Here is a 19,272-nt window from a genome sequence, read left to right as displayed (position 1 = left end):
GGCGGGTCGGACGATTGGCGAAGCGTTCACCAACAATTCTGCCGTCACTCCGGCCTTGCGCCGGGGTCGCGCTGCCTGATCCAGCGTGAGAAATAGCGGGACCCCCGGGTCAAGCCCGGGGTGACCTTGGGTAAAGCTAGAGCATGATGACGTTAGGTTGACACACGCTCCAACGACGTCCTCGTCACCCCGGCCTTGTGCCGGGGTCCACGGAACAACACGTCACGACCGTCGGGACGGCGCGGCCCGGTGGCATTCCGGCGGGCGGCCACTCGATCTCCACCTATGCCTGCAGGTCATACGCTTTCATCAAGTCGTACAGCGTCGGGCGGCTGATGCCGAGCAGGCGTGCGGTGCCGGAGATGTTGCCCTCCGCCCGGGTCAGCGCGCGCCGGATCGCGCGGCGGTCGGCCATTTCGCGGATCGCCTTCAGGTTGATCGGCAGCGCGTCGTCGACCTTTTCGGCGAGATCGAGATCGGCGGCGGTGACCAATTTGGCCTCCGCCATGATCGCGGCGCGCTTCACCCGGTTTTCCAGCTCGCGGACATTGCCCGGCCAGTGCCACGCGTCGATCGCCGCCAGCGCATCGGGCGCGAAGCCGCGCGGGGCCAGCTTCATCTCGCTCACGAAGCGGCGCAGGAAGTGCCGCGCGAGCAGCCCGGCATCGCCGGTGCGCTCGGCGAGCGACGGGATGCGCACGATGATTTCCGCTAGCCGATAATACAGGTCCTCTCGGAACCGCCCTTCCGCCACCATCGCGTCGACGTCCTGATGCGTCGCGCAGACGATCCGGGTGTCGACGGGGATCACGCGGCGGCCGCCGATCCGTTCGATCACGCGTTCCTGCAGGAAGCGGAGCAGCTTGACCTGAAGCGGCAGCGGGATGTCGCCGACTTCGTCGAGGAACAGCGTGCCGCCCTGCGCCTGTTCGATCTTGCCCTCGGTCGTCTTCACCGCGCCGGTGAACGCGCCCTTTTCATAGCCGAACAGCTCGGCCTCGAGCAGCGTTTCGGGGATCGCGGCGCAGTTGATCGCGACGAAATTGCCCTTGGCGCGTGGGCTGGCGTCATGCAGGCCGCGGGCGAGCAGTTCCTTGCCCGTTCCGCTCGCGCCGAGCAGCATGACCGAGACATCGGTCGCCGCCACCCGTTCGATCGTGCGCGTGACCTTGAGCATTTCCGGCGCGGCGGTCAGGATGCCGCCCAGCGTCGCCTTGGCCGCCTCGCGGCTGGCGAGCCGGCGGTTCTCGGCCTCCAGCGCATGGACGTGGAAGGCGCGTGCGACGATCAGCCCCAGCGCATCGATGTCGATCGGCTTGGCATAGAAGTCATAGGCCCCCATCGCGATCGCGCGCAGCGCGCTGTCGCGGTCGCCATGACCCGAGGCGACGATCACCTTGCTGTGCGGGCTGAGCGCCAGAATTTCGGCGAGCGTGGCAAAGCCCTCGCTCACCCCGTCGGGATCGGGGGGCAGGCCGAGGTCGAGCGTGATGACCTCGGGTTCCTCGGTACGCAGCGCCGCGATCGCGCTTTCGCGGTCGTGCGCGGTGGTGATCTGATACCCCTCATAGGCCCAGCGCAGCTGGCGCTGCAGCCCGGCGTCGTCCTCGACGATCAGCAGGCGGCGTTCGGAAATGGCGGCGGACGCGGTCATGCGGCGGCTCCCAACTGGTCGATCTGCGCGATCGGCATCAGCACGCGAAAGCGCGTGCCCACCCCTTCGCGGCTCTGCACCTCGACGCGGCCGCCCATGCCGGTGGCAAGCTGGCGCGCCTCATAGGCGCCGATGCCGAAGCCGCCGGGCTTTGACGACACGAACGGCTTGAACAGCTGGTCGCGTACGAACGCCGCCGACATGCCGCAGCCGCGGTCGATCACGTCGATCGCGGCCTCGTCACCCATCGCGCTGGCGGCGATCGTGATCGGTTCGCCGGGCGGGCTCGCCTCGATCGCGTTCTGGATGAGGTGCGCGAGGAGGGTTTCGAGCCGCGCGGGATCGGCCATCACGACCGGCGCGCCGCTGCCCCCGACCGCGATCGGATGCTGGCCGCGACGGGCGGCGGCAACACGGTCGAGCAGCGGCATCAGGTCGATCGCGCGCACCGTGTCGGCGCGCGGGGCGTGATGCTGCGACAGGCGGGCGAGCAAATCATTCATCCGCCCCGCCGAATCGCGCAGGGTGGCGACCATGTCGGCGCGGAAATCGGGATTGTCGGCGTGGCGTTCGGCGTTGCGCGCGACCAGGCTGAGCTGGCTGACCAGATTCTTGATGTCGTGCATGATGAAGGCGAAGCGCCGGTTGAACTCGTCGAAGCGGCGCGCCTCGGCCAGCGCGCCCTGGGCGTGCGCTTCGGCGAGGTAGCTCCCGACCTGGCGCCCGGCGATGCGCAACAGGTCGAAATCCTCCCAGTCAAGCGCGCGACCCAGTGCCGGCCGCGCGAGCAGGATGGCGCCCTGCATCCGGTCGAGATGCGGCAGCGGCACCAGTGCCCAGGCGTCAGGCAAGTCGAGGATCCAGCGCGGGATCGCGGCGCTGTCGGCAGCATGGGCATGGCCGGCGCGCACCGCGTCGATTTCGATGATGCGCCCGGTGCGTTGCAGATAGGTGGCGAGCGCCTCGTCCCCGCCGGGCGCGACGGGCAGATGCCAGTTCCATCCCGATCCGATGCCCAGCCCCGCGCCGTCGGGCACCAGCAGCAGCCCCGCGGGCGCATCGACCAGATCGGCAACCGCCTTGACCACACGCGTGTCGAGCGAGGCCGCGTCCTCGCCCGCCGGATTGCCCAGCGTGCTGGTGAAGCGCATCCATTCGACGCGATAGTCGTAGCGGTGGCGGAACAGGTGCTTGGCCAGCATCACCTTGGCGCGCGCCTTGAGCCGCGGCGAGGAGACGAGGACGAGCGTGGCGGCGACCGATCCGAACACGAACGCGGTCTGGACGACGCGCGCATAGGGACCGCCGACCGCAGCGAGCGCGGCGGTCATCCCGACGAGCCCGGCGAGATAAAGGGCGGCGACCATCGCGCTCAGCGCGCGCACCACGGCGGACCGCGACAGGCGCAACGGCATTTCGGCGCGCTGGAACAGCCCCAGCGCCACCGCACCGCCGAGCAGCCCGAGCGCGACGCCGCGCGCAGCCTCGATCTCCGGGGCGATCTCACCGGCGACCAGCTCGACCGAGGCGATGTTGGCGTCGATCAGCCCGAAGCCGGCCAGTACCAGCGCCAGCGTGCGCGTGGGACCCGCGGCAATCAGCGGGAACAGCTGCTGGAGGATCAACAGCTCCGCGATCGCCGCGACGAGCTGAAGCGCGACGGCGGTGCGCAGGACGTCGGAAGGATCGGCCACGCGCGCCGATGTGTCGGCCAGAACCTGCAACGCCAGCCCGGTCACCGCGAGTGCGGCGACGACGCCATAGACCGCGAACAGCCCGATACTGGTCGGCGCGCCGGTGCGCCGCTGCAGGATCAGGATCACCGCCAGCCAGCCGAGCTGCTGGAGCGTTTCGGCGATGTGCGTGCCCGGCTGTGCGATGCCGAGCCCCGCGACGGCCACCGCCCACAATGCGGTGAGCAACAGCGCGACCGGAAAGACACGGCCCGCGAGTTCGGTCGACTGTGCGCGCCATGCGGCCACCGCCAGCGCGGCGAACAGCAGCGCGGCCAGCGCGTGCGCCCAGAGCGACAGAAGCGCGCTCATCGCGCGCCTTCGGGAAAGATCACGACGCGCGCCGTCTGGAGCAGGATCAGCAGGTCGAGAAAGGGCGAGTAGTTCTTGGCGTAGAACAGGTCATATTCGAGCTTCTGGCGCGAATCCTCGATCGACGCGCCATAGGGGTAGTTGATCTGGGCCCAACCGGTGATCCCCGGCTTCACCATGTGCCGTTCGGCATAATAGGGCAGGCAGGTTTCGAGCTCCTCGACGAATTGCGGGCGTTCGGGGCGTGGGCCGACGAAGCTCATCTCGCCCTTCAGCACGCTCCAGCACTGCGGCAGTTCATCGATGCGCAGCTTGCGGATGATGCGGCCGATGCGGGTGATGCGCGGATCGTCCTTTTCCGCCCAGACCGCCTGACCGGCGACTTCGGCATCGACGCGCATCGAGCGCAGCTTGATGATGTCGAAACCCTGGCCGTACAGGCCGATGCGGCGCTGGCGGTAGAATGCCGGCCCCTTGCTGTCGAGCTTGACCAGCAGGGCGGTGACCAGCACGACCGGCGCGGTCAGGATCAGAAGCGCCAGGCTGGCCGCGATGTCGAACAGGCGCTTGAACGCGCTCGAGAACATCCGGCCCGACGAGAAGCCGTCGGAAAAGATCAGCCAGCTCGGATTGACGCTGTCCAGATCGACGCGTCCCGTCTCGCGTTCGAGGAAGGTCGAAATCTCGTTGACGTGGACCCCGGTCGTCTTGATGCGCAGCAGGTCCTTGAGCGGCAGCGCATTGCGCCGCTCCTCCAGCGCCAGCACGACTTCGCTGGCGTTCAGCAACACGACATGGTCGGCGAGATTGTAGATCGCGTCGCGCGCAATGGCTTCGGGGATGACGCGGTTCGCCTCGCTCATCGAGACATAGCCGACCACGGCGAAAGCGGCGCCGGGCTGGCGGGCGAGCGCCTTCAGCCGGGCGGCGCGCGGCCCCGCGCCCAGCACGACGACCCGGCGCTTGAACACCTGCCCCCCCAGCGTCTTGCCGAGCAGGATGCGCAGCGCGAACAGCATCGCCGCCGCCAGCGGCATCGCGAAGATCAGGTTGGAGCGCCAGAAGGTCAGCGGCGGAACCAGGAAATAGAGCACGCTGAGGAAGATGACGCCCAGCGAGACCGCGACCAGCAGCCGCGCCGCGGCGACCCGCAGCGATTGCAGCGCATCGGCCCCATAGACGCCGACCGCGACCATGGCGACGATCAGCGACCCGGCAAAGCTCGCCAGCTGGGGCAGTCGCATCACCATCGATTCGACGCGCATCCCGATCTGGTGCGCGCGCAGGATCCAGCCGATCTCGCCTGCGGCCACCAGCACGATGAGGTCGAGCAGGCCGAGCAACAGCACCGCATTGGGCACATAATGCCGGAACAGGCGTATCATGGCGGGGGCTGCGACCTCGATGTAAACGAATCCGACACACCCCCTGTCGCAGGAATTGACAAACAAAGGTTGAACGGGAGGGGGTGGCGCACCGTTTCACCAAAGTCGCCACCCGGGCCCTGTGCCGGGGTCCACCGGGCAACACTCGAAGGCGGCCGGTCAGGTGCAGATGCCCCTTGCATCCTCCCGCCAACCTCAACTGGTCGGGCGCGCGCCACGCGGTGCGGTGGCCGCCGGCACGAGGCCGGGATGACGGTAACCGGTTGGACGGGGGCTGGGTCGCGTTTATCGACCCCCGCTTACCCTCAATGTCCGCGACAGGCCATCGCGTCGAGGATGTCGTCGATGCGCGCCGGATCGCCGGCGGCGATCACTTCGCCGGTGCTGCCGGCATGAAGCGGGTCGCCCGCCCAGTCGCACATCCGCCCGCCCGCGCCCTCGACCACGGGCACCAGTGCCGCGAAATCGTGGAGCTTCAGGCCGGCCTCGACGACGATGTCGATCCAGCCGCTGGCGACCGCGCCATAATTGTAGCAGTCGCCGCCGAGCACGGTGCTGCGCACCCCGGCGTCGAGATGCTCGAAGGCATGGAGCTGGCCGTCGTCGAACAGCGCCGGCGATGTCGTGGCGAGCAGCGCGTCGGCGAGCGCGGCGCAGCGCCGGCTGTGCGCGGGCCGGCCGTTGAACAACGTCGGCTGGCCCACCGCCCCCAGCCAGCGTTCGCGCAGGATCGGCTGGTCGATCACGCCGAGCAGCGGCCAGCCATCCTCGATCAGCGCGACCAGCGTGCCGAAGATCGGCCGGCCGGCGATGAAGGCGCGGGTGCCGTCGATCGGATCGAGCACCCAGACGCGCCCGCTGCTGCCCTCACGCACGCCATGTTCCTCGCCGACGATGCCGTCCATCGGGCGTTCGGCCACGATCAGCCGGCGCATCGCCAGTTCGGCCTCGCGATCGGCGACGGTGACGGGCGACTGGTCCGCCTTCGCGACGATCCCGGTGTCGGTGCGGAACAGCGGGCGGATGATCGCGGCCGCCGCGTCGGCGAGGCGCGTGGCGAGTTCGAGGTCGGCGGAAGTGATCGGCATCGCCCGCCGTTAGCCGCCCCGGCCACGCGACGCCAGCATCGCCGCGTCGATCCGCGCCGGTCGCACAACTGTAACATCGCACTGTCAGGCCATGGCCATGCGACTCCTGCTTCTGCCGCTCGCCGCGCTGATCGCGTTCCCCGCCGCCGCCCAGGTCCGCGTCCTGCCCGATCGACCGGAGAGCCGCGACGCGGCCCGCGATGGGGTCGAGGTCTATTTCGTCAATGAAGGCGACGCGGCCGCGACGCTCGAATCGCCCGACCGGATCCGCGTGATCGCGGCGGACGCGAGCAAGGTCGAGCTGAGGCGAACCGATACCGCCATCGTCGAAGTCGCCCCGGGCGGCTTTGCAAAGCGCCGCTATATCCCGATCGATGCCGCGGCGCTTGCCGACGCGCGCCCCGCGCCTGCGCCGCCGGCCGGCTCCGCAACCCCGGGACCGGCCGGCGAGACGGTGCTGGCCGGATCGAACGGCGGCAGCGCCGCGTTCCTGGATCGCATCCGCCCCTACGAGCCGATCTATGGCGTGTTCGGGGCGGGCGACGCGGGCGCGAAGCTGCAGTTGAGCCTGGCGGTCCAGCCCTTTGCCGGGACGAGCGTGCTCGGCGGACTCAAGCTCGCCTGGACCCAGACGATCTTCTGGGCGGTCAACGAGCCCTCTGGGCCGGTGCGCGAGACAAATTACAGCCCGGAAGTGTTCTTCGAGCATCGCTTCGCACCCGAATGGACCGGGGCGATCGGCTATCGCCACGACAGCAACGGGCGCGGCGCGATCGGTTCGATCGACGTCAACCGCATCTATGTCCGCCTCGCCCGCGGGTTCGACCTGGGTGACGGCTGGCGCGCCGACATCGCGCCTCAGGCGTGGTTCTATGTCGGCGAACAGGGCATCGCGCCCGATATCGAGCGTTTCCTCGGCTATACCGCGCTCACTGTGTCGATCGGGCAGGCCGACGGGATCAAGGTGGCGGGGACGCTGCGCGGCAATCCCGGCACGGGCAACGGCGCGGGCGAGCTGTTCATCTCCTATCCGCTCACCCGGTTGGGCGGCGGGCTCGGCGTCTATGCCTTCGCACAGGGCTTTACCGGCTATGGCGAGGCGTTGAGCGATTACAATGTGCGCTCGACGCGCGGCCGGCTGGGCATCGCGTTCACGCGGTGACCGCCGGCCCGCGGACGGTATGGGCTTTGCGCCACCATGCGCCTAAGCAGATCGCGATCCATCGGGAGTCTTTTGAGATGCGCCATTCCAGCCTGCTCGCCGCCGCCGCGCTCGCGTTCACCGTCACCGCGCCGCTCGGTGCCGCGCTGGTCCCCGGCAGCAAGGCCCCCGATTTCAAAACGCAGGGCGCGATGGCGGGCAAGGTCGTGCCGGTGCGTCTGAGCACGCTTCTGAAGCGCGGGCCGGTCGTGCTCTATTTCTTCCCCGCGGCCTTCACCCCCGGCTGCAACGCCGAGGCCAAGGCCTTTGCCGACCAGATGGACGCGTTTCGCGCGGCGGGCGCGACCGTGATCGGCATGTCCGCCGACGATGTGCCCGCGCTCCAGCGTTTTTCGACCGAGCATTGCGCGGGCAAGTTCACCGTCGCCAGCGCATCCGCCGACGTGGCGCGCGGCTATGACGTCGTGGCGGGTGCCGGGCGGACGACGGCGCGGACAAGCTATGTCATCGCACCCGACGGCCGGATCGTCTTCACTCAGGAAAATACCAGCCCCGCCGCGCATGTCCGCAACACGCTGGAGGCGGTTCGCGCCTGGCGCGCGCAGGCCCGCTGACCGCGCGGAAGGCCGCGTGATCGGGCCGTCGTTTCGATCACGGATAATTAGGAAATGATGCTTAATCTTTTCCTGAAGAGGATTCGGAGCGGCCGTGGTCGCCAATCCGACCGCGGGAAGGAACGATGGCCACTTCTAATCTGCTTCACCCGGCGATCGCCGACAGTCACGAGCTGAAACTCTATCAGCGTATTGGCCATTTCCTGATCGAGCAGCGCCTCGACATCAATCCCGCCAATTACACCTTTGCCTATCACGTCCTGAACGATCCGGACGGGCCGCTCGCGCGGGCCGTCGCGGCGATGACCGATGGCGGCGTGCGCCTGACCCGCAACGAGATCGTGTCGCTCGGCTTCGATCCGGGCCGCGGCACACCCTCGAACGACGTCGCCAACGACCCGGCCGCGCCCGAGCCCGACGCGTGCGCCAACAATCTGGTCGCGCAGACGCAGATGCAGGTCGAAGGGTTCGAGGACATGGTCCGCTGGATGCAGAGCGAGACCCAGGATTTCGGTCGCAGCCTGGCGGCGAGCGCGGATGCGCTGCAGCGCACCCGCGACGAGGGCACCGAACGCATGCTCGACGAGGTTGCGCGCCTGACCGCGACCATGGTCGAACGCGCCCATGTGGCGGAGGCGCGGCTGGAAAAGGCCAACCGCGAAGCGAGCGAGTTGCGTTCCAAACTGGAAAAGGCGCGCGAGGATGCCACCCGCGATCCACTGACCCGGCTGCCCAATCGCCGCGCGTTCGAACAATGTTTCAACCGCTACCGCCACGAAAAGCGCGAGATGCTGATGGCGGTGTGCGACATCGATCATTTCAAGTCGGTCAATGACCGGTTCGGCCACGCCGTCGGCGACCGCGTGCTCCGCGCCATCGCCCATGCGCTCGAAACACATTGCGCCGGACATTTCGTCGCCCGCTATGGCGGCGAGGAATTCGCGATGCTGTTCCCCGACACCGATCGCGCGCAGGCGCTGGCGACGCTGGAGGAAGCCCGCGTCACCGTGGCTGCCAAACGCTATCGCCTGCGCGAAAGCGACCAGCCGCTCGGTGCAGTAACCTTCTCCGCCGGCATTACCCAGGTCGGACCCGGTGATGACTGCGCCCGCGCATTCGAGCGCGCCGACGCGCTGCTCTATCAAGCGAAAAATCAGGGGCGCAATCAAATTACGGCCGAGTGGTAATTTTCACGCCCTAGTCGCAAATTCCGCCAAATGAATTGGCATTACGCGCCATAGGCCAAATCATGCCGAGCGGAATCACCGACAGATCAATAACTTGATCAGATTGGCACGCTCCCTGCAAACTCGATGGCATCGGCGGACGGATGATCCGGACCGCCAAGTTCAGGGAGATTGACCATGACCAACACCTTCGCTTCGATCCAGCGCACCGCCGCGTCGCTCCTCGCCTCGCTGTTCGTCACCGTCGTGCTGATCAGCGCCGCGACGCCCATCATTCCGATCGCGTGACCGCACGAGCGCTGTCCCGAACCCCTCTCGAAACCGGAGTATTTGCAATGATCCGTTCCGTCCTGATCGGACTTGTCTCGTTCGGCCTGACTGCCGGCCTGATCGTCCTGAGCGCGATGCCCGACATGGCGACGATCGCGTGATCGCGCCACGGCGCCGCCGAAACCGGCGTCGCGCCATCCCAGCCCCGCCACCGACCAGGGCCACCGCACGCTGACGCGACGGTGGCCCTGTCTTTATCCCCCGACCTGGAACGCGGATGACTCAATCGAGCCGGTGTTCGCCCTTCACCCAGCGCACCGTACCCGAGCTCGCCCGCATCACCACGCTTTCGGTCGTCATCTTCTTGCCGACCCGCTTGACGCCGGCCAGCAGCGAGCCGTCGGTCACGCCGGTCGCGGCAAAGATGCAGTCGCCGCTCGCCAGTTCGTTCAGGTCGTAGACCTTGTCGAGATCCTCGATGCCCCATTTGCGGGCGCGGGCGCGCTCGTCGTCGTTGCGAAACACCAGCCGCCCCTGGAACTGACCGCCGACGCAGCGCATCGCGGCCGCCGCCAGCACACCCTCTGGCGCGCCGCCCTGGCCCATGTAGATGTCGATCGTGGTCGCCGGATCACTGGTCGCGATCACCCCGGCGACATCGCCATCGGGGATCAGCATCACGCCGCAGCCACAGGCGCGCAGCTCTGCCACGAGCTTTTCGTGGCGCGGGCGATCGAGCACGCAGGCGATGATCTCGCCGGGCGGGCAGCCCTTGGCCGCCGACAGCGCGGCGATGTTTTCGCTGGGCGACTTGTTCAGGTCGATCACGCCGGCGGGATAGCCGGGGCCGACCGCGATCTTGTCCATATAGACGTCGGGGGCGTTGAGCAGACAGCCTTCCTCGGCGATCGCCAGGACCGCCAGCGCGTTGGGGCCGGCCTTGGCCGTGATCGTCGTGCCCTCGAGCGGATCGAGCGCGATGTCGATCTTGGGCCCCTTGCCGGGCGCCATGCCAACCTTTTCGCCGATATAGAGCATCGGCGCCTCGTCGCGCTCGCCCTCACCGATCACGACGGTTCCGTCCATGTAGAGGCCGTTCAGCGCCTCGCGCATCGCCTCGACCGCGGCGGCGTCCGCCGCCTTCTCGTCCCCGCGCCCGATCAGCTTCGCTGCTGCGATCGCCGCCGCCTCGGTGACGCGCACCATTTCGAGGACGAGGACACGGTCGAGATTCTTCGCTGGGGTCATGGGATGGTCGCTCCGGTGAACTCGCGGCGGCGATAGGCGAGGCACCGCAGCTTGTCGAGCGTCGCGGGTCAATCCTGCGGCGCGGTATCGCGGACCCAGAAATTGCCGCGCTGGTGGGTGACGCGCAGGATCATGCCGTCGACCCGCCAGCCGCCATCGGCATCGCGGACGAAGCGGTGCGTATAGTCGCCCCATACCTCCCAGAGCGGATCGCCATTTCCCTCCATCCGGTTCCAGGCATAGCCCGCCGAGACCATGGTCGCGCGGTCGCCCTCGATCGTCACCTGATGATTGGTGCGCATGTGAAAGCTGGTCTTCGCCCCGCGCAGATTGCCCGACCATGCGCCGATCAGCGCGTCGGCAGGGATGGTTGCGGGTGGCTGGCCCGACAGCGATTCGAAGTCGACATGGACCGTCGCCGCGAACAGGCTGCGCGCACGTTCCCACTCGCGGGCATCGACCGCGCGGTCGATCGCGTCGGCGATGCGGATCAGTTCCGCGACTACAAGGTAGTTGGCGGCGGTGACGGGGTCGCTCTCCGGCATGTTCAATCCTCCAGGATGTGCATCCACATCGGCTCGCCGACCAGGCTCTGCGAGCCGCGCAGCTTCTCGAGCGCCTGCGCGACCGCGCGTTCGGGCCCTTCGTGCGTGACGATGGCGACCAGCACGCTGCCATCGGCCATCGCGCCGCGCTGCATCAGGCTTTCGATCGAGACCCCCGCGTCACGCATCGCCGCAGCGATTTCCGCGAGTACGCCGACCTTGTCGGCCACGGTGAAACGCACATAAGCGCGGCCAAGCCGCTCGCCCGTGGCGGCAGGCGCGGCATTGGTCAGCGCGTCGGCCGGCATCGCATAGGGCGGACCATATTCGCCGCGTGCGATGTCGATCAGGTCGGCGACGACCGCGCTCGCAGTGGGGCCGTCGCCGGCACCGCGCCCCTGGAAGAACAGGCGGCCGACATAATTGCCCTCCGCCACCACCGCGTTGAGCGCACCCGTGACATGCGCGAGCGGGTGCGAAAGCGGGACGAGATGCGGGTGGACGCGCTGGAACAGCCCCGCCGCGCCGGCCTCCGCCAGGCCCACCAGGCGCACGCGATAGCCCAGCGCTGCGGCCTCCGCGATGTCGGCGGCGATCACGTGACGGATGCCGGTCACATCGACCGCACCGAACGCCGGACACGACCCGAACGCCAGGCTGGCGAGGATCGACAGCTTGTGCGCGGCATCGATGCCGTCGATGTCGAAGCTCGGATCCGCCTCGGCAAAGCCAAGCCGCTGCGCCTCGTCGAGCACGTCGGCAAAGTCGCGGCCTTCGGCCTCCATCTTCGACAGGATGAAATTGCAGGTGCCGTTGAGGATGCCATAAACCTGGGTCAGCACATTGGCCGCCGCGCCCTCGCGCAGCCCCTTGATGACCGGGACGCCGCCCGCCACCGCGGCCTCGAACTTCAAAGCGACGCTCGCCGCTTCGGCGGCGCGCGCCAGCTCCAGCCCGTGATGCGCGATCATCGCCTTGTTGGCGGTAACGACGCCGCGCCCGGCGGCAAGCGCGGTACGGGCGAGCGCGAGCGCGGGACCGTCCGCCCCGCCGACCAGTTCGACCACCACGTCGACATCGTCCCGGCGCGCGAGGTCGATCGGGTCGTCGGCCCAGCCGAAGCGCGCGATGTCGATCCCGCGATCCTTGCCGCGATCGCGCGCCGACACTGCCACGATCTCGATCGGGCGTCCGGCGCGCCTGGCGATCAGCGCGTGGTTTTCGTCGATCAGGCGTACGACCCCCGCCCCGACGGTGCCGAGCCCCGCCAGGGCGATACGCAAAGCTTCAGTCATTTATGGTCCTCCCAGCCCGGCGCGGCTAATCGAAAATTGCGCGGGTGGGAAGCGCGTTCACGGCTTGATCAGGCCGATTTCGACCAGGCGCTCGTGCAGATAGTCGTGTGCCGTGATCGGCGTCGGATAGCGGTCGGGATTGTCCGCGCTGACGCAGCCGGGCAGCGTCCGGATCAGGAAGTCGGGCGCGGGATGGAGGAAGAACGGCATCGAGTAGCGCGGCGTGCCCCGGCGCTCGGGCGGCGGATTGACCACGCGGTGCGTGGTCGACGGCAGCACGTGATTGGTCAGCCGCTGCAGCATGTCGCCGACATTGACGACCATCGCGCCCTCGGGCGGCTTGACCGGAAGCCAGCGGCCGTCCCGGTCGAGCAGTTCGAGCCCCGCTTCCTCCGCGCCGAGCAGCAGCGTAATCAGGTTGATGTCCTCGTGCGCGCCGGCGCGCACCCCCGGCGCATCGGCGGAAACCGGCGGATAATGCAGCAGGCGGAGCACGCTGTTGCCGTCCGCCACCGCCGGATCGAACCAGTCGGGCGCCAGGCCCAGATAGCGGGCGATCGCCGACAGCAGCCGGTCGCCCGCCGCGTCGAAGGCGGCAAACAGGTCAAGGAAGGTCTGGCGGAACCCCGCCGGTGCGTCGGGCCAGACATTGTCGGCCATCACCGCGCGAAAGCGATGACCGGGCGGCAGCTCGCGCCCGACATGGAAGAATTCCTTGAGGTCGTTCTCGCTCGCGCCCTTTGCGATCTCGATACCGAACGGGGTCAGCCCGCGCGCGCCGCCGCCCCCGGGCAGGTGGTACCGCCGCTTTTCCGCCTCGGGCAGCGCGAAGAACGCCCGCGTCATCGCCCAGGCCCGCTCGATCAGCGCATCGTCGATGCCGTGATCGGCAACGATGGCAAAGCCGAACCGCTGGAACGATTCGCCGAAAGCGGCAGCGAACGCGTCGGGATCGTCCGCCTGATCGCGCATCGAGATCAGGGGGACTTCGGCAAGCAGGGCGTCAGACATGGCTCGGGTCCGGTTGAAACGAGGATCAGCGCCCACACATAAGCGCGACGGGCCCGGTCGGCCAGCCGTTCCGCCGCCCTATTTGCCCGCCGCCGTCATCCGACGCGCGGCATCACCGCCCTGCATACGAAATCGGCGTGACGTCGCGCGATCAAGAGTTCATGGAGCAGCGCAGCATGGATGCCCAGACCACCGTCAGCGCCGATCGATCGCCGATTCCGATGCGCGAATTCGTCGCACTCAGCGCCGCGCTGATGGCGCTGACCGCGCTCGGGATCGATTCGATGCTGCCCGCCTTGCCCGCGATCGGTGACAGCCTGGGCGTCGCCAATCCCAACGACCGCCAGTTCGTGATCACCAGCTTCCTGGTCGGCTTCGCCTGCGCCCAGTTGTTCCATGGTCCGCTGGCCGACCGCTTCGGCCGCCGCCCCGTGCTTGCCGGATCGCTGATCCTGGGCGCGGTGACCAATGTGCTGGCGGCGATGTCGGGCAGTTTCACCCTGTTGCTGATTGCGCGCTTCGTGTCGGGCATGGCGGTGGCGGGCGCGCGGGTCGTGACGGTCGCGATGGTCCGCGACTGCTTTGCCGGACGCGCAATGGCGCGGGTGATGAGCCTGGTGTTCGTCGTGTTCATGGCGGCCCCCGTGCTCGCCCCCGCTTTCGGCCAGTTCGTGCTGCTCTTCGCGCAATGGCGCTGGATTTTCGGCGGGCTGGCGCTGGTCATCACGCTGGTGCTGGCCTGGTACTGGCTGCGGATGCCCGAGACGCTCGATCCGGCCAACCGCGTGCCGCTCGAACCGATGCGCATCGCGGCGAACTATCGCCAGGTCGCGATCGACCGCTATTCGTTCGGCTACACGCTGGCGGCGGCGCTGATTTCGGGCGGGCTGTTCGGATTCATCAATTCCATCCAGCAGATCATGGACGTGATCTTTGGCCGGCCCGAGCTGCTGACGCTGACCTTCGCCTGTGTCGCCGGCACGATGGCGCTCGCCAATTTCACCAATTCGCGCATCGTGCTCCGCTTCGGCACGCGCCGCATCTCGCACGGGGCGCTGATCGGGATGATCATGATCGCGGCGATCCACTGGGCGGTCGCGGTGACGGGCAACGAGACGCTGGCTTCGTTCATCATCCTCCAGGCGATGCTGATGGGCTGCTTCGGCCTCGCGGCGTCCAACTTCTCGGCGATGGCGATGGAGAATATGGGGCGGATCGCGGGATCGGCGTCGGCGCTGCAGGGCTTTGCCTCGACGCTGATCGGCGCGATTCTGGGCGCGCTGATCGGTCAGCGGTTCGACGGCACCACCGTGCCGCTTTACGGCGCTTTCGTGCTGCTCGGGCTGGCGGCGCTGGGCGTGGTGTTCGCCGCCGAGCGCGGCCGGCTCTTCCGGTCGGTCAACGCGGGCTGATTTTCAGCCCCGGTCGTCGCTGGGCCGCCACACAAGTGGAACATGGGTCGGCTAGCCTCGTTGCCGGCGAGTCCCCTGCAATCGTGCGGGGACGCCAAGCGCGAAAGGGTGACCATGGGTGGCCTGCATATCTCCGAAACCGGACCCAATGACGATGGCTATGACGAGGATGGCTATGACGAAAGCCAGCGCGCCGAAATCCTGGAAGCGACGCGCGACGGCCCGACCGACGGCGTGGTGCTGACCGATGTCGAGCCCGATCTGGGCGAGGACCTGGAGGGCGATACGGACGACGCGGCGCTGATGGCGGGTGCCGACGAAACCGCTGAAGACGCTGACGACGACGAAGACGAGGACGCCGATGACGCGGCGGACGAAGACGACCTGGAGGAAGACGAGCTTCAGGAAGATTTCGACGACGACGACCTGGCCGACGACGACGATCTGGACGACGCGGATCGCGCCGCGCTGGAATAGGCCCACCTGCGGCTGCCGGGGGGCTGGTCCGCCGCCCGGCAGTCGTGATACCGCTCACGGCCGATGAGCCGGTTCACGCTTCGCTTTACCGCCACCGACGCCGATATCGACGAGCTGGGCCACGTCAACAACGCGGTCTGGGTGCGCTGGATGCAGGATGTCGCGGTCAGCCACTGGGCGGCGGTCGCGACGCCCGACGAGATCGCGCGGCATGTCTGGGTCGTCACCCGGCACGAGATCGATTATCGCGGCAATGTCCGCGCCGGCGAGCAGGTGACCGCCGAAACCTGGGTACAGGATCCGCCGCGCGGGGCGCGTTTCGACCGGATGATGCGCTTCACTGGCGATGACGGGCGCGTCAAGATCGACGCCCGCACCACCTGGGCGCTGATCGACCGTGACAGCGGGCGGCTGATGCGCGTCCCCGCGGAGATGGCGGCGCGGTTCATGGAGACGACAGGCGCATGAGCACCGGGCCCGACGCGATCCTCAATTTTCGCCGCATCGACGCACAGCTGACGACGTCCGGCCAGCCCACTGCCGAACAGTTCGCGGCGCTTGCGGCGCTGGGCGTGCGCCACGTCGTCAACCTGGGCATGTCGGATCATCCGCGCGCGGTGGCGGAGGAGCCGACGATCCTCGACGCGCTCGGCATCGGCTACACCCACATCCCGGTGCCGTTCGACGCCCCCGAAGAGGCGCATTATCAGGCGTTCCGGCAGGCGATGGTCGCGCATGGCGGCACCCCGCTGCACGTCCATTGCATCGTCAATGCGCGGGTGACGGCGTTCTTGACCCGCTATCGCCGCGAGGAACTGGGGATGGACGACGCGGCCGCACGCGCGCCGATGGACAGCGTCTGGCAGCCGGGTGGGGTGTGGGCAGCGTTTCTGGGCGATACCGAAGCCGTCGCACGCGCCCATCGCTTTGCCGGGCGGGACTATTAGCGCATGGTGACTCTACACGGAATCAACTTTCGTCACCCTGGCCTTGTGCCGGGTTGACGAGGAAGTCGTGAGAGAGCGGGTCGATCTAACGTCATCATGCTCTAGGGATGCGTGCCCGTGAATGGCCGGGAGGCACCACGAGAGTCGCCCCCCCAGATGCCGGACCCGCGCCCTCACCCCGAATTGCGCAGCGCGGTCGCGATCGCGTTGATGGTCAGCAAGATGCCCTCGCGGATGCGGGGGTCGGTTTCGCCCGCGCGGTGGCGGCGCAGCAGTTCGACCTGGAGCAGGTTGAGCGGCTCGATATAGGGCAGGCGCAGGCGGATCGAGTTTTCCAGGGTCGGATGCGCGGCGAGCAGCCGGGGCTGATCGGTCACCGCGAGCAGGTTGTCGCGCGTCGCGTGCCAGCCGTCGCGGATGCGGCCGAAGATCGCCTCGCCCTGCGCCGGGTCCTCGACCAGCGCGGCATAGCGCGCGGCCACCCCCATGTCCGATTTCGCGAGCACCATCTCAAGGTTGGCAAGCGTCGCGGCGAACAGCGGCCAGCCCTGATGCATCGCGCGCAACAGCCCCTTGTCGGCGAACGCATCGACCGCCTGGCCGACGCCATACCAGCCGGGCAACATCACCCGCGCTTGCGCCCATGAGAATACCCAGGGGATCGCGCGCAGATCCTCGATCGCGTCGGACTGTTTCCGACTGGCGGGGCGCGAGCCGATCTTGAGGTCGGCGATCTCGCGGATCGGGGTCATCTGGCGAAAGAATGTCCGGAACCCGTCGGTTTCATAGACGAGCCCGCGATAGGCCCGGAACGCCGACTGGGACAGCGTGTCCATCGCCGCCGCGAACCGTGCCTGGTCGGCGGGCGGCACCGTGTCGGGCGCCAGGCTGGCGAGCAGCGTGGCCGACACGATTGCTTCCAGATTGGTCGCCGCACTTTCGCGCGTGCCGTATTTGGCGGCGATCACCTCGCCCTGTTCGGTAATGCGGATGCGCCCGCCCACCGTACCGCGCGGCTGGGCCCGGATCGCGGCAAAGGCGGAACCGCCGCCGCGCCCGACCGCACCACCGCGCCCGTGGAACAGCTGGAGCGCGACGCCCGCCTCCTCAAACACCGGACGCAGCGCGGTCGACCCGCGGCTCAATTGCCAGGTCGAGGTCAAATAGCCGCCGTCCTTGTTCGAATCCGAATAGCCGATCATCACTTCCTGACGCCCGCGGCCGCACGCAATGGTACGGACCGCCGGGATCGCCAGCCAGTCGCGCATGATCGCCGGAGCCGCCTCCAGATCGGCGACGGTTTCGAACAGCGGCACCGCCATGACATGCGCCTGTGGCGCCTCGCCAGGCACGAACAGCCCGGCTTCCTTGAGCAGCACATGGACCTCGAGCAGGTCGGAAACCGACTGGCTCATCGATACGATGTAGTTGGTGATGCAGCCGCGGCCGTAACGGCGATGCGCCTCGGCCGCGGCGTGGACGATCGCCAGCTCGCCCGCGGTTTCGTCCGAATAGCCGGCGGACGGCACGGTCAGCGGACGCGGACTCGCCAGTTCGCGGGTCAGTAGCGCGACCCGCCCCGCTTCGTCGAGCGCGGCATAATCGGGTTCGACGCCAGCAACCTTGAGCAGTTCGCCGACGACGCGTTCGTGCACCGCGCTGTTCTGGCGCATGTCGAGCGTGGCGAGATGGAAGCCGAAAATGTCGACCGCACGGATCAGGCGACCGAGCGCCCCGCCCGAGGCAAGCGCGCCATCGCCGCTATGCGCCAGCGCGCGGGCGATCGCGACCAGATCGGCGCGGAAGGCGGCGGGATCGGCATAGGGCTCGGCGACGATGCCGGCGGGGCGTGGCGGGGCCTTGCCCGCCAGCCGCTCATGCGTCGCGCAAAGCCGCGCATAAACCCCCGACAGCGCCCGGCGATAGGGCTCGTCGACGCGGCTCGCCGCATCGTCGCCGCTCGCCGCCGCCAGTTCGAGCACCGCCTGTTCGACATCGGCGTGGCGGGTCGAAATCGACAGTTCCGCGCCGAGCGCGTGGACCGCATCGAGATAATGGACGAGCACGGTTTCCGCTGCGCGCGCGAGCGCGAGGCGCAGCGATGCCGCGGTCACGAACGGATTGCCGTCGCGGTCGCCGCCGATCCAGCTGCCCGGCCGGACGAAAGCGGGCACACGCTCCCCCAGGATACGGTCCCAACGCGTGTGCAGCGCGGGAAGCACCGGCAGGAACACGTCGCGCAGATAGGACAGGGCGGTCTCGACCTCGTCGGCGACGTTGGGCCGGTCGGGGCGAAGCACGCGCGTCTGCCACAACAGCGCGATCTGGCGCAGGATCGCTTCCTCGACCTGGTCGCCGTCCGCGGTCTCGGTCAGCCCCGCGTCGCGCAGCGCCATCAGTTCGGCGATGCGGTTCTTGTGGTCGATCAGGCTCTTGCGCCGCACCTCGGTCGGATGGGCGGTCAGGACGGGCGCGACCAGCGCCTGATCGAGCAGCGCGCGCACCTGGTCACGGCCGATGCCGGCCTCGGCGAGCCGCGCGACGGCATTCGCGACATCGGCATCGGGTTCGGCGGCGATGCCCTGACGGTCCTCCGCCAGGTTGGCGAGCATCGAGAAGAACATGAAGCCGCGGGTAAAGGCGAGCGCCTCGTCCAGCGTCAGTTCGGCCAGATGCGGGTCGGCGGGGCCACCATTGCCGGCGACATCGTGCCCGGCCTCCGCCGCGCGGCGATGGCGTTCGACCGAAGCCGCGCGAATCTGTTCGATGCGTGCATAGGTCGCATCGCCATCATAGGCGCGGATGACGTCGCCGAGCAGGCGACCGAGGAACCGGATGTCGGGGTTGTTGATGACGCTGGGGAGGCTGGCCATGCGCACCTTGCTGCACTGCGGCAAGCGCAGGGTCAACCGTCGATTGCCCGCGTCGTGCC

The 19,272-nt window shown here is 68.4% G+C and carries 16 protein-coding genes; 7 read left to right on the top strand and 9 right to left on the bottom strand.

The genetic code is table 11. The features are described from left to right. Positions 1-283: 283 nt before the first annotated feature. The 4 genes from prsR to hisN all read right to left on the bottom strand — a co-directional run bounded on the left by prsR (position 284) and on the right by hisN (position 6,172). Positions 284-1,654, bottom strand: a complete 1,371-nt coding sequence (gene prsR, locus AX709_RS03100) for a PEP-CTERM-box response regulator transcription factor (protein WP_066546648.1) — start codon at positions 1,652-1,654, stop codon at positions 284-286. After that, positions 1,651-3,699: an XrtA/PEP-CTERM system histidine kinase PrsK gene (gene prsK / locus AX709_RS03095; protein ID WP_066546646.1), complete on the bottom strand. Its 2,049-nt coding sequence runs from the start codon at positions 3,697-3,699 to the stop codon at positions 1,651-1,653. The genes prsR and prsK overlap by 4 nt, the downstream gene beginning before the upstream one ends. After that, positions 3,696-5,084, bottom strand: a complete 1,389-nt coding sequence (locus AX709_RS03090; RefSeq protein ID WP_066546643.1) for a TIGR03013 family XrtA/PEP-CTERM system glycosyltransferase — start codon at positions 5,082-5,084, stop codon at positions 3,696-3,698. Before AX709_RS03090 ends, prsK begins: the two co-directional genes overlap by 4 nt. A gap of 305 nt (positions 5,085-5,389) precedes the next feature. Next, on the bottom strand, positions 5,390-6,172 hold the full coding sequence (gene hisN / locus AX709_RS03085; RefSeq protein ID WP_066546640.1) for a histidinol-phosphatase: 783 nt from the start codon (positions 6,170-6,172) through the stop codon (positions 5,390-5,392). A 97-nt stretch (positions 6,173-6,269) separates the two neighbouring features. Between hisN and AX709_RS03080 the strand changes: the two genes are divergently transcribed. The 3 genes from AX709_RS03080 to AX709_RS03070 all read left to right on the top strand — a co-directional run bounded on the left by AX709_RS03080 (position 6,270) and on the right by AX709_RS03070 (position 9,135). Continuing rightward, positions 6,270-7,334, top strand: coding sequence for a phospholipase A (locus AX709_RS03080; RefSeq protein ID WP_066546654.1), 1,065 nt, complete (start codon positions 6,270-6,272; stop codon positions 7,332-7,334). A 77-nt stretch (positions 7,335-7,411) separates the two neighbouring features. Beyond that, positions 7,412-7,948, top strand: a complete 537-nt coding sequence (locus AX709_RS03075; RefSeq protein WP_066546637.1) for a peroxiredoxin — start codon at positions 7,412-7,414, stop codon at positions 7,946-7,948. 125 nt (positions 7,949-8,073) lie between these two features. Next, a complete protein-coding gene (locus tag AX709_RS03070; protein ID WP_066477073.1) occupies positions 8,074-9,135 on the top strand; it encodes a GGDEF domain-containing protein in 1,062 nt (353 codons plus the stop codon). Between the two features lie 552 nt (positions 9,136-9,687). Here the strand turns inward: AX709_RS03070 and glpX are convergent. The 4 genes from glpX to AX709_RS03050 all read right to left on the bottom strand — a co-directional run bounded on the left by glpX (position 9,688) and on the right by AX709_RS03050 (position 13,504). Continuing rightward, positions 9,688-10,653 (bottom strand): class II fructose-bisphosphatase, encoded by a 966-nt coding sequence (gene glpX / locus AX709_RS03065; protein WP_066477072.1) that lies wholly within the window; start codon positions 10,651-10,653, stop codon positions 9,688-9,690. 68 nt (positions 10,654-10,721) lie between these two features. Continuing rightward, entirely contained in the window at positions 10,722-11,198 is a 477-nt protein-coding gene (locus AX709_RS03060; protein WP_066546635.1) for a nuclear transport factor 2 family protein, read from the bottom strand. Positions 11,199-11,200: 2 nt separating this feature from the next. Beyond that, complete coding sequence (locus AX709_RS03055) at positions 11,201-12,493, bottom strand: homoserine dehydrogenase (protein WP_066477068.1); 1,293 nt, start codon at positions 12,491-12,493, stop codon at positions 11,201-11,203. A 57-nt stretch (positions 12,494-12,550) separates the two neighbouring features. After that, positions 12,551-13,504 (bottom strand): isopenicillin N synthase family dioxygenase, encoded by a 954-nt coding sequence (locus AX709_RS03050; RefSeq protein WP_066546633.1) that lies wholly within the window; start codon positions 13,502-13,504, stop codon positions 12,551-12,553. 137 nt (positions 13,505-13,641) lie between these two features. On the opposite strand from AX709_RS03050, the gene AX709_RS03045 reads away from it, so the two are divergent. The 4 genes from AX709_RS03045 (at position 13,642) to AX709_RS03030 (ending at position 16,340) form a co-directional block, all read left to right on the top strand. Continuing rightward, entirely contained in the window at positions 13,642-14,916 is a 1,275-nt protein-coding gene (locus tag AX709_RS03045) for a multidrug effflux MFS transporter (RefSeq protein WP_331709697.1), read from the top strand. 114 nt (positions 14,917-15,030) lie between these two features. Continuing rightward, the gene (locus AX709_RS03040; protein ID WP_066477064.1) at positions 15,031-15,393 is read left to right on the top strand and encodes a DNA primase; all 363 of its coding nucleotides are present in this window, start codon (positions 15,031-15,033) and stop codon (positions 15,391-15,393) included. A 63-nt stretch (positions 15,394-15,456) separates the two neighbouring features. Then, on the top strand, positions 15,457-15,861 hold the full coding sequence (locus tag AX709_RS03035) for an acyl-CoA thioesterase (RefSeq protein ID WP_066477062.1): 405 nt from the start codon (positions 15,457-15,459) through the stop codon (positions 15,859-15,861). Beyond that, on the top strand, positions 15,858-16,340 hold the full coding sequence (locus tag AX709_RS03030; protein WP_066546630.1) for a protein tyrosine phosphatase family protein: 483 nt from the start codon (positions 15,858-15,860) through the stop codon (positions 16,338-16,340). The genes AX709_RS03035 and AX709_RS03030 overlap by 4 nt, the downstream gene beginning before the upstream one ends. 173 nt (positions 16,341-16,513) lie before the next feature. Here AX709_RS03030 and ppc read toward each other — a convergent pair whose 3' ends face one another. Then, positions 16,514-19,213: a phosphoenolpyruvate carboxylase gene (gene ppc, locus AX709_RS03025; protein ID WP_066546628.1), complete on the bottom strand. Its 2,700-nt coding sequence runs from the start codon at positions 19,211-19,213 to the stop codon at positions 16,514-16,516. Between the last annotated feature and the right edge of the window lie 59 nt (positions 19,214-19,272).

The organism is Sphingomonas sp. CCH15-F11 (assembly GCF_001557005.1).
Taxonomy (GTDB): Bacteria; Pseudomonadota; Alphaproteobacteria; order Sphingomonadales; family Sphingomonadaceae; genus Sphingomonas.
Note: the sequence above shows the minus strand (reverse complement) of the source record. Positions and strands in the feature narration are given on the sequence as shown.